This is a genomic window from Streptococcus sp. VTCC 12886 (genome assembly GCF_049893425.1).
GTDB lineage: Bacteria > Bacillota > Bacilli > Lactobacillales > Streptococcaceae > Streptococcus > Streptococcus suis_AA.
The window spans coordinates 1-11,315 of record NZ_JBMVJB010000047.1; the positions used below are offsets into that span (position 1 = coordinate 1).

General features: G+C 33.3%; 14 protein-coding genes. 12 read left to right on the forward strand and 2 right to left on the reverse strand.

Going from position 1 to position 11,315, the window contains the following annotated elements:
- Positions 1-133 precede the first annotated feature (133 nt).
- Both ACPC57_RS10730 and ACPC57_RS10735 read right to left on the reverse strand, forming a co-directional pair.
- Positions 134-313 carry a hypothetical protein gene (locus ACPC57_RS10730; protein ID WP_277836899.1) on the reverse strand — a complete coding sequence of 60 codons (180 nt, stop codon included), beginning with the start codon at positions 311-313 and terminating at the stop codon, positions 134-136.
- Between the two features lie 4 nt (positions 314-317).
- Complete coding sequence (locus tag ACPC57_RS10735; protein WP_434066939.1) at positions 318-947, reverse strand: hypothetical protein; 630 nt, start codon at positions 945-947, stop codon at positions 318-320.
- Between the two features lie 671 nt (positions 948-1,618).
- Here ACPC57_RS10735 and ACPC57_RS10740 point away from each other — a divergent pair.
- The 12 genes from ACPC57_RS10740 to ACPC57_RS10795 all read left to right on the forward strand — a co-directional run bounded on the left by ACPC57_RS10740 (position 1,619) and on the right by ACPC57_RS10795 (position 11,108).
- Positions 1,619-1,918 carry a DUF5962 family protein gene (locus ACPC57_RS10740; protein ID WP_154413840.1) on the forward strand — a complete coding sequence of 100 codons (300 nt, stop codon included), beginning with the start codon at positions 1,619-1,621 and terminating at the stop codon, positions 1,916-1,918.
- A 19-nt stretch (positions 1,919-1,937) separates the two neighbouring features.
- Positions 1,938-2,228, forward strand: a complete 291-nt coding sequence (locus ACPC57_RS10745; RefSeq protein ID WP_434066945.1) for a DUF5966 family protein — start codon at positions 1,938-1,940, stop codon at positions 2,226-2,228.
- 94 nt (positions 2,229-2,322) lie between these two features.
- Positions 2,323-2,961 carry a peptidylprolyl isomerase gene (locus ACPC57_RS10750; protein WP_434066940.1) on the forward strand — a complete coding sequence of 213 codons (639 nt, stop codon included), beginning with the start codon at positions 2,323-2,325 and terminating at the stop codon, positions 2,959-2,961.
- Between the two features lie 39 nt (positions 2,962-3,000).
- A complete protein-coding gene (locus ACPC57_RS10755) occupies positions 3,001-4,077 on the forward strand; it encodes a DUF3991 domain-containing protein (RefSeq protein WP_434066941.1) in 1,077 nt (358 codons plus the stop codon).
- A gap of 53 nt (positions 4,078-4,130) precedes the next feature.
- Complete coding sequence (locus ACPC57_RS10760) at positions 4,131-4,358, forward strand: DUF5965 family protein (protein ID WP_428713227.1); 228 nt, start codon at positions 4,131-4,133, stop codon at positions 4,356-4,358.
- A complete protein-coding gene (locus ACPC57_RS10765; RefSeq protein WP_105115413.1) occupies positions 4,355-4,744 on the forward strand; it encodes a DUF5945 family protein in 390 nt (129 codons plus the stop codon). Before ACPC57_RS10760 ends, ACPC57_RS10765 begins: the two co-directional genes overlap by 4 nt.
- A gap of 49 nt (positions 4,745-4,793) precedes the next feature.
- Positions 4,794-5,084 carry a hypothetical protein gene (locus ACPC57_RS10770; protein ID WP_428713226.1) on the forward strand — a complete coding sequence of 97 codons (291 nt, stop codon included), beginning with the start codon at positions 4,794-4,796 and terminating at the stop codon, positions 5,082-5,084.
- A 69-nt stretch (positions 5,085-5,153) separates the two neighbouring features.
- On the forward strand, positions 5,154-5,630 hold the full coding sequence (gene pezA / locus ACPC57_RS10775) for a type II toxin-antitoxin system antitoxin PezA (RefSeq protein ID WP_434066942.1): 477 nt from the start codon (positions 5,154-5,156) through the stop codon (positions 5,628-5,630).
- A complete protein-coding gene (gene pezT / locus ACPC57_RS10780; RefSeq protein WP_428713224.1) occupies positions 5,630-6,406 on the forward strand; it encodes a type II toxin-antitoxin system toxin PezT in 777 nt (258 codons plus the stop codon). Before pezA ends, pezT begins: the two co-directional genes overlap by 1 nt.
- Complete coding sequence (locus ACPC57_RS10785) at positions 6,399-7,784, forward strand: ABC-three component system protein (RefSeq protein WP_434066943.1); 1,386 nt, start codon at positions 6,399-6,401, stop codon at positions 7,782-7,784. Before pezT ends, ACPC57_RS10785 begins: the two co-directional genes overlap by 8 nt.
- A 1-nt stretch (position 7,785) precedes the next feature.
- Entirely contained in the window at positions 7,786-8,481 is a 696-nt protein-coding gene (locus ACPC57_RS10790; RefSeq protein ID WP_071519568.1) for an ABC-three component system middle component 1, read from the forward strand.
- Complete coding sequence (locus tag ACPC57_RS10795) at positions 8,478-11,108, forward strand: AAA family ATPase (RefSeq protein WP_434066944.1); 2,631 nt, start codon at positions 8,478-8,480, stop codon at positions 11,106-11,108. The genes ACPC57_RS10790 and ACPC57_RS10795 overlap by 4 nt, the downstream gene beginning before the upstream one ends.
- The last annotated feature ends 207 nt before the right edge of the window (positions 11,109-11,315 follow it).

Genomic DNA, 11,315 nt, shown 5'->3' on the forward strand with positions numbered 1-11,315 from the left:
AAGCAAAACTAAAAGGACTTAGTCCTGTTCAGTACAGAACTAAATCCTTTCACTAATATTTTTTGTCTAACTTTTTGAGGTCAGTACAATTTTTAACTCCGTCTTCTTAATAATTGCCAGTAGTAATATTTGTTTAATTTTCTATAGTTTTACCTAAAATATTTATTGCTAACCATTGAGAAATTGTAATTGTAATAAACATTACGATAAAGAAATAATCTACTGCATTCGTCATTTTAGCAATAGCAGATGCTACAAAGGGAGATAATAAATATAATATTATCTGCAAGAAACGTACAAAGTATTTATTCATAATTCTAATATCCTATATCACCATGATAGTATAGATTTTTAACATAGTTTGAGGTACCTGTAACCGAAACATTCATAGATGTGCTCCCACCTAATTCAACACTTCCTCCTCCAGTTACAGAAAAGGTAGTATTAGAGTACAGTCCCCCGTTTAAAGTGTAGTGAATTCTATTCGGGTCAGGCAAATAGTATTGAAACTGCCCATTGAATACTAAGTTTCCAGAATTATATCCGGCATAAATGATTTTCTGAATACCTCTGAAACCACCACTGGTACTTACTTGACAGTAAAAATAAACTTGCCCAGCATTGTCAGGTATATTTTGTGTCCTTGTAGTGTATTGAGTAGCTCGTAACATTACATAGGAAGTTTCTTCAGAATTTGTGCTACGAGCACTTCTTGTCGCTGGAATAGGCGGGAATAAAACATTAGAGGCTTCTTCAAAACTTACATTGTATACTTTAGCATAATCTGAAATAATTTGTTCTTTAGTTACATCAATTACTTCAAATTGATCACTATAAGCCTCTTGTACAGCAATATTAGGTTCATCTGCCTTTACCTCAGATACAGGAGATAAAAAACCGATTAAAGAAATAGAAGACAACAAAACAACAATTTTACTAATTTTCATATTTTTACCTCTAAATTCTTTGTATGTCCGATTTAATTGGTAACTTGAATATCAATTAACCTCCTTTCTTAACAAATCACCAATTAAAATAAATGTAAATCCTACAAAATAATAATAACAAAAAAAGATGGTAATTCCAAATGATATATTTGTTTTTTTTAAAAAAACAAATTCAACAAAAATAAATTTCTTAAATGATAAAACGTTTGCACTCTAAGCAAGAAATAAAAGTTTTAAAAAGAGAACAAAATAATATAAAATGAGTAAAAATGTAAGGAAATAGCGTAAAAATATATAAAATAAAAAATAAAAAAAATATTAATAAAATTTCAAAAAAAAAACATTAAAACGCTTTCATATTAAAAAAATTATGATATAATAAAGTAAATAAAAGATACGAAAAAAGACGGAAGGTGCACTAACACCTGTCCGCCTACCGATTAAACAACCGAATCTTGTTCAATCAGTTTAGATATATTGTAACATCAACAGAGCAGTAATTCAAGACTGAAACAAGAAAAAAGTCCAAGTGTTTCGGTCTTAATTTTCGTTCTCTTGATGCTTTTTCAGTTTCTCCTAAAAACAGACACATTCGATATAAGAAAAAAGGCTGACAAATAATTTTGAACGCGGTAAAATGAAGTCAAGAAATCACAAAAGGAGAATAGATCATGACCCAAACACTAGAAGAAATGCGTTATCAACTTGAAGATTGGTTGGCACAAGGCTTTACGAGTCCAGAAGATAGGGCAAACTACCAAACCTTAAAGGAACAGTATGAAGATGAAACGCTTGATTATAGCTTCTCAAAGCGCGAAATCACTGGACAGCTGGAACTCATCATCACAAGTCGTGAGAATGATTTTCCTAGCTTAGACGAGGTGACAAAGACGGAATACCTTGATTTGGTTGCCCAACTAGATGAACTTGACCAGGAACAAGCTAACTATTACCGCAAGCAATTGGGATAGGAGGTAGTTTATGCAGGGATTGATGGAACAGATGTTACAGGGAATTCTGCTAGTTGCCGCTTTAGGATTGATATTTATTATTTTGTATCAGATTTTTAGATTAGCGACAGGCTTGTTTCTTGTTGGACTCATTAGTGGTTTGATTTTTATAGAAGTTTATGGAATTTACCTATTCTTCACAGAAAGACACCTATATTCAGAAGATTTAGCAGCTAATGGAATTTGGAGTTTCACAGGATTTTATATTGCATTGAATTTATTTCTTGCTATTAGCTTAAGTATGAGGTGGTGGAGAAATAGAATCGTTTAACATGGGGATTACCTACTGGTAGTCCTTTTTCTTGTGATAAAATCTCCAAGCTACTCTTGATATGATGAGGCTATCACTAATAAAGGAGTAAGCCATGTTAAATAAAGTGAAAGCTCGATTTCTGATTGGAGTAGGAGGTTTAATCGCGGTCAGTTTTATGGTCATGATAGGCTATACGATTGGCTCACAATCCGTTTCAAAACAAACTGAACACCAAATCCGAGTAGAGGCCAATAAACTTGTGTCAAAGAAAAAGCAGGAGGAAAGAGCGACAGTCCTATCAGATGAGCTTGTCAAAGAATTTCTCACTCAATATTTCACCAAGGTTCAGCTGGGAGAAAATGTCGCTCGTATCAAACCCTACATGACGGATTCAGCCTTTTTAGAAGAGGAAGCAAATCAGAATAAAGCGATCAATCAAGTTTATAAAGATTATATGCTTGACTACCGATTTGAATCAGCGAGTATCTATGTCAATACAGAAAGCAATGTTGCACTTGCGGAAGTTACTTATCAAGTGACCTATGTATCTGATTTGAGTGAGCAACAACAGCGAACCACTCAGACAGAAACCAAGACGGTTATCTTATCTTACTCCAAAGTTTCCGACAAGCTCTTGGTAAATCAAGTGACCATCTGGAATGGAAAACTGGAGGACATGAAAGAAGCCACAAATGGTGCTAATTCCAGCATACCAACGATCCAAGGAACTACAACAAGTGAGAACAACTAGCAGGAGACAGTCTTCTGCTTTTTTTGATAGGGAGACAAGATGACACGAATTAAAGCAGTAAAACAAAAGGCCATTTTAGATGTGGCTGAAAGTCTAGGTTATTCCTTTAGACGTTTATCAGGACACATTTATGAACACCCAGATCATGATTCCTTTCGGATTTTTGCGGATACTAATACTTTCAAATGGTTTTCAAGAGATATACAAGGGGATGTGATTGACTTTGTTCAATTAGTAGCAGGTGTTACTTTTAAAGAGGCTCTATCCTATCTTGAAACAGGGGATTTTGAACAAGCTAAGTTGATAGAAGAAACTTATCAACCGTTTCAATATTATTTGCGTGAGGAACCCTTTCAGCAAGCACGTACTTACTTGAATGAAGTTCGTGGCCTAAGTAATCAGACTATCAATACCTTTGGTAGACAAGGATTGCTTGCTCAAGCTACTTATCAATCGGAGCCAGTATTAGTGTTTAAAAGCTTTGACCATAATGGGACCATACAGGCAGCTAGCCTTCAAGGTCTCGTCAAAAATGAAGAAAAACACGATCGAGGGTATTTGAAGAAAATCATGAAAGGCTCTCATGGACATGTCGGTATTAGTTTCGATATTGGTAATCCCAAGCGACTCATTTTTTGTGAATCAGTTATCGATATGATGAGTTATTATCAACTTCACCAAAAGCAATTATCCGATGTTCACCTGATTTCAATGGAAGGCTTAAAACTTTCAGTGATTGCTTATCAGACCTTGCGTCTAGCAGCAGAGGAACAGGGGAAATTGGCATTTCTAGATACAGTAAAACCAAGCAGACTTAGCCATTATCTTCAGGCAATACAAGAGACGACAACCTTTTTTCAAACTCATTCAAATGTCATAACATTGGCTGTTGATAACGATGAAGCAGGAAGAGAATTTTGTCAGAAACTGTCAGATAAAGGATTTCCGATTTCTCAAGATTTACCACCTTTGCAGAGACTTAAATCAAAGTCAGATTGGAATGATATTGTGAAACAACAGAAGGAAATATCCTTAAGTGATATTATCCATACAGCCCAAGCACAAGTTAATAAGGATCATCCTCCACCTAAACGAGAGCACGTTTTGGAATTGTGATAACAAAATCAAGCCCACTATCATAATCTAGAGAGTGACAAGGAGGACACCCTATGAGTGTGATTGAACGTCTAGCTGAAAAAGTTGCTAGGCAAGAAGAAAAGGTCTCACGTGAGACGGAGAAATTGGAAAACTATCGTGACCAACTACAAACAGCTATGTACAGTACATTTATCAAACGGCAACAATCTAGTCAGTTGTCATTTCATGAAGCACTAGAGCAAGCCTTTGGTAAAGAAACCCCACAACACTCAGATTACAGAAATGAGGATATAGAATGAGTAAAACATGGAATTTTGATCAGCCACTAGATGATGTGAAACCAACATCTTCCCATGAAGAACGAGCTAAAATCGCAGCACTTTTCCATAAACAGGATGAAAAACCAATTGAAGAAGTAGATTATGTGGCTGCTTTTGAGCAGCAACAAAAGGAGTCAAAATCTAAAGATGACCAAACGCCTGAATCAAAAGTTAAACAAAGTCAGCCGAAGAAAGTAAATATCACAAGTGACTACAAACAGCACTTGGCAGACACCATTGCACAAAACAACAAGGATATTTCCGCCTGTCAGAAGCAAATTGAAGAACTTCATCAATTGATTGATGAAAAGAAAATCCAAAATAAAAAGTTACAGGCTATTTCAGTAGCCATTGATGATTTATAAGTCAGGTAGTCCTATGCGGGCTACCTTTTTACAATGTAAGGAGAAGATAATGAAATTTTTTCAAAAGAAAACACAGAATCAGGATCAATTTAAACGACTGATTCATCGACTATCAGAGATGTCAGATACCGAACTAACCAAAGTAGAGCAACTCCTAGATGTTGTTTTTGATCCAAGTTTCAAGTCTAGTGAGAGAGTAGAAATATCTCGAAACGATATTACTACTGAGGAACAAAGTCTTGATAGGTCAATCCAGGAAGCAAAAAATAAACTGAACACTGAGCAGTTGGAGAAGCGAATAGAGCAGTTTAAGCAATCTAAGAAACCTAAAAACGGATAATGCACCATATTTGGTGCGTTATCCATTTTTTATGGTATAATGTAAGCAAATATGAGGAGGTCTTTATCTATGATTGGAGACAATATTAAATCACTACGCCGAACACACGATTTAACACAACCAGAATTTGCGAAAATGGTCGGGATTTCACGCAATAGCCTGAGTCGCTACGAAAATGAAACCAGCACCGTTTCAACAGAACTCATCGATCGTATTTGTCAGAAATTTAACGTCTCTTATGTTGATATTGTAGGGGAGGATAAGATGCTAACACCTGTTGAAGATTACCAACTAACCTTAAAAGTAGAAGTGATAAAAGAACGTGGCGCAGCCATTTTATCACAGCTTTATAGATACCAGGATAGTCAGGATATTGCTTTTGATGATGAAACCAATCCTTGGATTCTCATGAGTGATGACTTAGCTGAATTGATTAATACAAAGATTTACCTTGTCGATACCTTCGATGAAATCGAGCGTTACAATGGCTATTTAGATGGTATTGAGCGGATGTTAGATATGGTGCATCATCGGGTGGTGGCTTAATGAGGTTGGAAGAATTTAGTGAGGCTGAGTTTCAGAAGGCCTTGCAACGAACCATTCGGGCCTTAACCCGAGGAAAGACGATTCCAGATGAACCGAAAGCTATCTTGCTTGGTGGACAAAGCGGAGCAGGTAAGACAACGATACATCGTATCAAGCAAAAGGAATTTCAAGGTAATATCATTATCATCGATGGTGACAGCTACAGTTCTCAGCATCCCAATTACTTAGCACTGCAAGAAAAGTATGGCAAGGACAGCGTGGACTATACCAAGGGATTTGCAGGAAAAATGGTAGAACAGTTGGTTGATGAACTCAGCACACAAGGCTACCATTTGTTAATTGAAGGGACTTTGCGTACCACACAAGTTCCTCGTCAGACTGCTCAATTATTAGCTTCGAAAGGATACCAAGTTTCTTTAGCTGTGATTGGTACTAAACCAGAATTGTCCTATCTCAGTACCTTGATTCGTTACGAAGAGCTTTATGCCATAGATCCCAATCAGGCTAGAGCAACACCAAAAGAACATCATGATGGGATTGTAGAGAACTTGGTTGATAACCTAAGGGAGTTAGAAAGAGAGCAACTCTTTGACCAGATTCAAATTTATCAAAGAGATAGAACTTGTATCTATGATTCCGAAACTGATGAAGGTTCCGCGGCAGAAGTGCTAAAAGAATGCCTCTTCGGAAAATGGAGCAAGGTAGAGGAGGAGATGATGAAGGTGGGGAAAGAACGATTGAAGGAGTTCTACAAAGAAAATAATAGAGGTGATTAAGTTGGCGAGTTCGAGGGTTGACCAAAATAGGAATGCAGCACCAAGTTGGAGTGGCTATATTCATCAAGGAAAAGTTGGCTTTTTAGTAGCATTAAGGCAGTTACGACAGTGTATTGAAAACGGAATAGAGAATTTTGAAGGGTATACCATTAGATATGAAAATGCTGAGGACTTTGATATTGTTGGTAATGAAGAGCAAGTATTATCGAGGCATCAAGTAAAAGCCTATATTAATGGTAATGAGAGAGAGGATTACTCGGACCTTTTTAATATACAAACAAGGAAGTTTGAAGATGGAAAGGAAAAAATAGATCAAAAGGGATTTCAGATTCATGAATTTGATGGCAAAGGAAATGTAGTACGAGTGATGGTGCCTTCTGATAGCAGATTTTTACATGTGATTGTAGATGTGCCGGATTTTAATCTGTTAAAGTGCGATTATTTGAAAAAATATTCTGAGAGAACAAAATACACAGATAATGTTTCTTGTATCAACCTTTATGAGTATAATCAGGTTGAAAATCTGTTTTATTGTCCACTTTCTCAGGATGATAATAATGATACAATTAGAGATTATTGTATAGCTGAAATAGAAGGGATTTTAGGACTGAGGAGTAACCTTTTAAAAGATAATCCTTTGCATTTTAATCAAGTATACCTGAAATATGTAGGTTCGTTATTGGATCATAGCATTGGACAAGCACACAGTAAATCTGGTTTTCCAGAAATATCCTTTGGAGAAATACTTTCCATTATTGAAAAGGAAACTCCTAAAGATGAAGTATATGAAATAAAAAATAATTTGACCTATAGGTGGGAAAAATATCGTCGTGATTATGTAAGTGACATTGAAGAGGAAGATATTAAACTTATGGATGAAATAAATAATCAATTACTGTCATTGACTAAAGATGAGTTTTATGAATTTGTGAGAATGATGTTACCACACGAAAATTCAGATGAAAATTTTTTAGAATTGTTTCGTAATGCCCCAATAGAGGATATTTTTTATGTATTACTGGAGAAAATTAAGGGATTTTCGTTTAAAGCTTACAGTTATTTAGATGATAATGAGAAGAGTTATAGAACTTCTTTGATTAGTACACAGGATAGACCTGGGAGAATTGCAAAAATTATTCAAGAAATAATTGGCAACTCAGAATTTTTAAAAGCTACTTTTAATCATGATTTCCTTATTAATAGAGATATAGACGAGTTGCATATTGGGAATAGAATTGATGAATTTGATGGCGTGCCAGGTAATAGATATCGTGAAGAATGGAATACTGGGGTACAACATAACATTTTTAAACCAAATATGGAATTTATTAGCATTAAGAAAGCAAAAGAAAAGAATTTGAGTATGCCGGAGGACTAATATGAGAGACATTGTTATAAAATTTTTACAAAATAACCATTTTAATCAGTTGGATACAGATTTTGATTTCTATACGAACTCGCAATACTCAGAGTATTTTATAGTTAGTGAATATAGTCCTAATGAGCTACATAATTTTTTTGATGATGATAAGACTTCACAAGTAATAAAAGAGTTTGAAAGACTGTCTGTGAAATCAGAACACGAGAATATTAAGAAAAATACCTCTCTGTTTATTTTGGTAGAAGTTGATAATTTAAAAGAAGCATTTGAGGATGAAAAAATCCAAAGATCAATATTACTGATAGAAGAGGACTATTACTATTTTAGAAAGTTCGTTTTATTATACACTCAAAATGGGTTATCGGATTTACGAGACAAAACTACTAATGAAGCAGTCTATAGTTACTTGGAATCTAATATTGATGCTTTTGAGGAGGATATGTTTTTTAGCGAGTCTTATTTTATGGCGATGGAAATTGGAGTAAAACTACCATTTTTCACACTCCCTAAAAGAAATGATATTTATCAAAGTATAGAAAATCAGTATCAGGACAGTAAGGATGAATTAGATAATAGATTATTGGAATTTTATATTGAGGTCACTGATGAGAAATTGTCAGAATCACTAAAAGATATTTCTACCGATGATAAAAATATTTCTGATTTACTTCAAATAGGAGAATTATTACAATGAAAATCAAAAAAATTTTAATAAAAAACTTTAAAAACATAAAAGAAACTAGAATTATTGATTTTCAAGAGAATGTAACTTTGTTTGTTGGACCAAATGGATTTGGAAAAACTACAATTTTTGATGCAATAGAGTTATCATTAACTGGGAAAATCCGTCGAATTGAAGAGTCCGATTATAGCGATGGTAGAAGTAGTTTTAGTACTCCTTATTTTCAAAATAATCCTGAGGAAGATACATTCATTGAGCTAACGTTGACAAATGATGAAGGTAGTACTTTGATAGTATCTAGTCTTTATAAGAGTAGTATGAATGCTGAGGGAAGTAATGTACCAAAGTTTTCATTTTCAAAATTTAAAAGAACAGTTCGGTTTGAACCTGAACCCCTTGAAGACTTGGATGGTTTGAGTGAAAGAGATATACAAAAGGTCATTGGTCAATTTTTAGGATACGAATCAGAAGATTATAGCTTAGGTGATACTTTTGATTTGTTTCATTATATTCAACAAGATGAAACAGCTTATTATTTGAAGCAAAAGGAGAAAGATAGAAAGGAACAATTTAACTTTTTATTAAATATTGGCAATTATGCTGACAGAAAGAGCCGATTGGATGAACTTAGAAGAACACTATTGTCTAGTAAAAACTATCTGAAGAATAAAAAAAATAAGTTAAAAAATCTACCAATTAAGAACAAAACTCCATATACTAAGCTATCTCTTAGAGCAGATACTGATTTTGATTTTAATAATGAATCGATTGATTTTGATGATGAATTGTCAAATGAAAGTTTAAATATATATCTATCAGAAATTGATAAATTACAAGTATTTCGAAATTCATTTTCTCCAAAGGATTACTTCCTTAAAAAACAAAGTGAGCAGTTTAAGCGAGAGGTGTTGGATGATAAAGATTTTATTAGTTATTTAATATTTAGAGAAATTATTGAAAATCAGGAGAATATAGAGTATATTAAACAAAATCATACTTTAATTTCAAATGATAAAAATTATTCCTATTTTTTACTTAAAAACTATATTGAACAACTGGAAACGTTGGAAAATGATAGTAGAATATTTAAATGTGGAAAAATTTTAGAGAGTCTGCTTGATGTCGAAATTGATAAACTTAATATAGAGTCAATTAAGAATTCTTTAAGTGACTTTGTAGGTTGGGAATTTGGCCAAGTATGGTTTGAAACATTTGATTCCAAGTTAACAAATTACAAGATTAAAAAGGAGCAGTTGGATGATGGCACAGATTCGATTAACAAGTTACTCGAGATAAGAAATCGTCTAAAAGAGCATAGTGATAATAAGCATTCAGAATGTGTATTTTGTGGTTATGATTGGATTGAAAGCAAGAATTTACTGCTTGCTTATGAAGAAACAACGAATCAACTACGTAATAATTTGACTAATTTTGAAATAGAAGTTTCAAATTTGGTTGAAGAATTAAACAAATTAAAAATAGAGTTGCAAAATCAGATTAAAATTGAGCAAGAGAAACTCTTTGTTCTTCCTGATGATTTTTTGGCGGTGATACGATCCATAAGTAATTATGATTTTCCTGAGTCTTTTAGCAACTTAGTTGTCATGAACTCAGAGATTACGCCTTTGTTAGTTGATAAGAGTGCTTCGCTACAAAAGTTTGAGATTTTGAAAAAAGAATTAATAAGTTCATTGCAAGAAAAACTATTGATTCCAAATGAAGTATATGGTACTTTCCTTAGAGTTGTAAATAAGAGTGTAGATTTTGAAACACTTTTAGAAAAATATTCAGTTTTAGAGAGAGAATCTATAAAGGAATTTCAAATTTCGTTTGAAGCCGTACCAATTAACTTGCATAAATTTGAAGAGAATAGTGAGAAGCTTTCAACATTTTTGGATGAGCTTAGATCACAAATAGTATTTGATTATTCTAAAAGTTTAGATTCACAAAATCTATTTGATAAATACTTTGCATCTGATGAAAAAACTTTTGAGAATTGTACTATAGAAAGGATCGGTCAAAAAAGGGAGTATATTATTAATCAGTTTGAATTACAAAGTTTGACGATGTTTAACAAAATTGAGAAACGCCTTCAAATAATCGAACGCACAAATACTTATCTTCAGCAGCGTGTCAGAGAATTAAATAATAATATACAATCCTACCAAGAGCAGATGATTCAAAAGTTAAAGCTTCCTTTTTACATGTATACCGCTAAGATTTTACAAAATTACCAACAAGGAATGGGAGTTCTACTAACAACTCAAAATAATTCTAATATCAGGTTTATAGCAAATAGTAATAGTGAGCAAGATGTGATGTATCAATTGAGTTCTGGACAAATAGCTGTTATTTCGTTTGCTTTCACTTTGGCACTAAATACAACATTTAAGATTTCAAAAGAGTTCAAATTTTTATCAATTGATGATCCGATTCAAGATATGGATTCTATGAATGTATATGCTCTAATTGATTTAATAAGACATTCCTTATCAGACTATCAAATTATTATGTCCACACATAATGATGGTAGTGCTATGTTTATAAAATATAAATTTGAACTATTTTCAGATTCTGAAATTTCAAATGTAGGACTAAAAAATATAAAAAATATCTTATTATTGGATGATGAAGGTTAGCGATTGATAGACAGTGACTTGTTCTATTTATTATTAATGAAGTATTGGAATCATTATCATATATGGGCATTTCTAAAAACTCCTCAAAAAACCTATAAAATGAGATAATAGAAATACAAGTATAAAACTTGATAAACGAGGTTAAACACGATGCATTTATTTACTGATGATGAAAAAATCTTGTCAAAACTCACTGAAAAAGGTAAT

Excerpts from the sequence above, each read along its gene's own strand:
- ACPC57_RS10730 (WP_277836899.1), bottom strand. The coding sequence starts at position 313 with ATGAATAAATACTTTGTACGTTTCTTGCAGATAATATTATATTTATTA.
- ACPC57_RS10735 (WP_434066939.1), bottom strand. The coding sequence starts at position 947 with ATGAAAATTAGTAAAATTGTTGTTTTGTTGTCTTCTATTTCTTTAATC.
- ACPC57_RS10740 (WP_154413840.1), top strand. The coding sequence starts at position 1,619 with ATGACCCAAACACTAGAAGAAATGCGTTATCAACTTGAAGATTGGTTG.
- ACPC57_RS10750 (WP_434066940.1), top strand. The coding sequence starts at position 2,323 with ATGTTAAATAAAGTGAAAGCTCGATTTCTGATTGGAGTAGGAGGTTTA.
- ACPC57_RS10755 (WP_434066941.1), top strand. The coding sequence starts at position 3,001 with ATGACACGAATTAAAGCAGTAAAACAAAAGGCCATTTTAGATGTGGCT.
- ACPC57_RS10760 (WP_428713227.1), top strand. The coding sequence starts at position 4,131 with ATGAGTGTGATTGAACGTCTAGCTGAAAAAGTTGCTAGGCAAGAAGAA.
- ACPC57_RS10765 (WP_105115413.1), top strand. The coding sequence starts at position 4,355 with ATGAGTAAAACATGGAATTTTGATCAGCCACTAGATGATGTGAAACCA.
- ACPC57_RS10770 (WP_428713226.1), top strand. The coding sequence starts at position 4,794 with ATGAAATTTTTTCAAAAGAAAACACAGAATCAGGATCAATTTAAACGA.
- pezA (WP_434066942.1), top strand. The coding sequence starts at position 5,154 with ATGATTGGAGACAATATTAAATCACTACGCCGAACACACGATTTAACA.
- pezT (WP_428713224.1), top strand. The coding sequence starts at position 5,630 with ATGAGGTTGGAAGAATTTAGTGAGGCTGAGTTTCAGAAGGCCTTGCAA.
- ACPC57_RS10790 (WP_071519568.1), top strand. The coding sequence starts at position 7,786 with ATGAGAGACATTGTTATAAAATTTTTACAAAATAACCATTTTAATCAG.
- ACPC57_RS10795 (WP_434066944.1), top strand. The coding sequence starts at position 8,478 with ATGAAAATCAAAAAAATTTTAATAAAAAACTTTAAAAACATAAAAGAA.